Raw genomic sequence first — 637 nt, 5'->3', positions numbered from 1 at the left:
AGAGGAGCGGTTGCGGCATGCGCAAAGCGAACTGGAACGCGTCAGCCGGGTAACGGCGCTTGGTGAGCTGAGTGCATCCATTGCCCATGAAGTGGGGCAGCCCCTTTCCGCCATCGTGACGAGCGGTGAAGCCTGTCTGCGCTGGCTGCATCGCCAGCCTCCGGACATGGAAGAAATCGAGGGTTGCGTGAGACAGATGACAGACCAGGGAAATCGAGCTGCAGAAATCGTGCAACGTGTGAGGGGGCTCATGAAGGGGGCGCCGCCGGACCGGGCGCCGATTGCAATCAACGACCTGGTCGAGGAGGCAATTGCCCTTATCAGGCGGGATGTTGAGCGCCAGAGTGGCTTGCTGACACGCCGTCTTGCCAAGGGGCTGCCGCTGATACTGGGCGACCGTGTGCAGCTCCAGCAGGTGCTCGTCAATCTAATCATCAACGGTCTGCAGTCGATGGCGAGCGTCAGCGGCAGGCGCGAACTTATCGTTCAGTCCCGCCTTGACCCTGAAGGTAATATTGTCGTGGCAATAAAGGACTCGGGGGCTGGCATCCAGGAGGCCAATCTTCCGCAACTCTTTGAACCGTTCTTTACGACACGCAGTTCCGGGATGGGAATGGGGCTTGCTATTTCCAGTTCT

At 59.5% G+C, this 637-nt stretch carries 1 protein-coding gene; it reads left to right on the top strand.

From position 1 onward, the window contains the following. Positions 1–637: sensor histidine kinase (locus tag P0D89_RS53850; protein ID WP_408379795.1), on the top strand; the 637-nt coding region annotated here is incomplete at both ends.

It is taken from the genome of Paraburkholderia sp. RL18-085-BIA-A (genome assembly GCF_046027075.1).
Classification (GTDB): domain Bacteria; phylum Pseudomonadota; class Gammaproteobacteria; order Burkholderiales; family Burkholderiaceae; genus Paraburkholderia.
This window is presented reverse-complemented; position numbering and strand designations above follow the sequence as displayed.